The following is a 2,301-nucleotide window of genomic DNA, read 5'->3' as shown; positions in this document are numbered from 1 at the left end:
AGGACCGCCGTTATGACATCCCTGTTCCGAATCCGCCAACGTCAGCCAGCCATAGCCACCCGACCCGCCATAACCGACGCCCCCAGATAATTGCCATTATCCCGGCACCGGGATATCGGGAAGAAAATCAACGGCCGCAAGCGGCACCTGGTCGTGGACACCAAGGGCCTGCCGCTGTTCGTGATGGTCACCCCGGCCGACATGACCGACCGCAACGCGGCCAAGGAAGTCCTGTTCCGGCTGCGGCTGATGCACTCCGAGATCACCATCGTCTGGGCCGACTCCGCCTACGCCGGACAGCTCGTGACCTGGGCGAAGACCTACCTGAACCTGACGATCAAGACCGTCAGCCGCCCGAAGAACACCCCCGGGTTCGTCGTCCTGCCCCGCCGCTGGGTCGTGGAGCGCTCACACGCCTGGGTCATGCACGCCCGCCGACACGCCCGCGACTACGAACGCCTCATCCAGCACTGGGAATCGCTGATCACCTGGGCCGCGATCACCCTCATGACCAGGCGCATCACCCGCCGAAGCTCCCGCAGAAGTGGACAGCCGACCTCCCGCGAAGCCAGGCGCGACTGAGAAGGACGGCGGTCACCGTCACCACCGCCACCCACAAGCCACCGAGCGAACGCTTCGGCGTCATTCTCTCATCACCGCGACCGCCCCTTCGGGCATTCGCACCACGAGACCGTGGCCGTCAGCCCGTCGACCAGCTGATCTCACCGCCCGAACCCGGCCGTTCGCTTTCTGAGGTGGGAAACACCGACTGCTACGTCATGCCCAGCTCACACACAGGCGCTTACCTTGTTCTTTATCTACCAAGATCTTCCGGGCTTGCCGATGGCCTTGAGGGTCTCGGGGCGTTTGGCGGTTTTGCCGACGGCGTAGCGGGTGCTCGGTGTTTGTTCTTGGAGCCGGGTGGCCGTCCGGGGCCGCTGCCTCGGGGTTGGGGAACACGGGCCGGGCAGGCGAGGTGGGCGCGGATGTTCCTGAATCCTCGGCGGACCCGGGCCGGGGTGAGGCGGTCGGCGCCGGAGGGTTTCTCCCAGGGCCGGCGCAGGTCCGCGGCCAGCGGTCGCGCGAGGCGAAGCTGCGTGTGTGCGACGATCAGGATCCAGGTCCAGCGGTCCGCGGCCTCGGGCGTGCGGATTTTCGGGGTGGTCCAGCCAAGGGTCTGCTTCACGAAGCGGAACGTGTGCTCCAGGTCGAAGCGGCGGAGAAACGCCTGCCAGAAGCGGTCCACGTCGTCCGGGGTGGCGCTGGCCTTGGAGGACCATAACCACACTGGCGGGGCATACCGGTCCTTCGACAGGTGCTCCACCTTCAACCGCATCAGCGTCCCCTCGACCAGGGGTAGTTCACCATCGTGGTCGAGCCAGGAGGAGCGGTGGGTGAGCCGGGGGTGGACCCGGTCCCACGCCTGGGTGACGGCCTTGCCGTAGTTGGCGGTGTCGGTGACCGTGGTGATCGCGGGCTCGGGCCAGGTCTCCGGCTTGGTGAACCGGGACTCCGGACCGTGCTTGGGTGGCCGTCCGTTGACATCGTGCATCCTCGGCGGCTTCGGCAGACGCATCACGCGGTCGGAGCGGACCCGGCCGACCAGTTCGACCGGTAGGTCGCGCAGGACCCACGCCAGACGGGTGACGTCGTAGCCGGCGTCGCTGACGATCACGATGGCCGGGTTCCCGGCCTGCCACTGCCCCGTGGCGATGAGCCGTTCGACCACTCCTCGGAGCTGGGCGGCGGTGACCGCGGTCGCGTCGTCCGCGGGCCCGAGCCGGACCGCGTCCAGGATCGCGGTCCAGGACGTGGCACCCGGCTCCAGCACGGCCACGACGGAGTACGGCCAGCCCGGAATGAACTGCGAGGCCGTCTTCGCCCGTCCGTAGACGTGGCAGAACAGACGGTCCGCCGAGCACGGCGCGTCCGAGCGGAGCCACGGCGACACATCCACCGCCAGCACCAGGCGCCCGCCCTCGAACCCGGCAGCGACAGTCCGGCCAGCACGGTACGCAGCCGGCCGACGTCGATCCGGCCGTGATTCAGACCTCCGTACATCGCTCCGTGCCCACGACGATGCTCCGGCAGCAACGTCAGATCCACCGGGGACTTCACCGCCCCGTCCGCACACAACACGGCGTCGGACAGCTCGAACAACTCGTCGCGCCGAGCGCCCAGACACTCATAGAACTCGCCCCGGAAGCGTGGCGCTTCCGCGAACGCCTCCCTCCGGACAACATCAGACAGCAGACTCATCCTCACGGCCTTCGTCGTGGTCACGTGCACCTTGGTCGGAGC

Annotated in this window: 2 pseudogenes; one reads left to right on the top strand and one right to left on the bottom strand. The window is 67.9% G+C overall.

Annotated elements, in window-relative coordinates:
* Nucleotides 1-99 precede the first annotated feature (99 nt).
* Nucleotides 100-528 (top strand): annotated as a pseudogene (locus ACFXB5_RS53525) (transposase); the annotation flags it as partial.
* Nucleotides 529-818: 290 nt separating this feature from the next.
* Here ACFXB5_RS53525 and ACFXB5_RS53520 read toward each other — a convergent pair.
* Nucleotides 819-2,259: pseudogene (locus ACFXB5_RS53520) on the bottom strand (NF041680 family putative transposase).
* Nucleotides 2,260-2,301 lie beyond the last annotated feature (42 nt).

The organism is Streptomyces sp. NPDC059455 (genome assembly GCF_042750115.1).
Classification (GTDB): Bacteria; Actinomycetota; Actinomycetes; order Streptomycetales; family Streptomycetaceae; genus Streptomyces; species Streptomyces endocoffeicus.
This window is presented reverse-complemented; position numbering and strand designations above follow the sequence as displayed.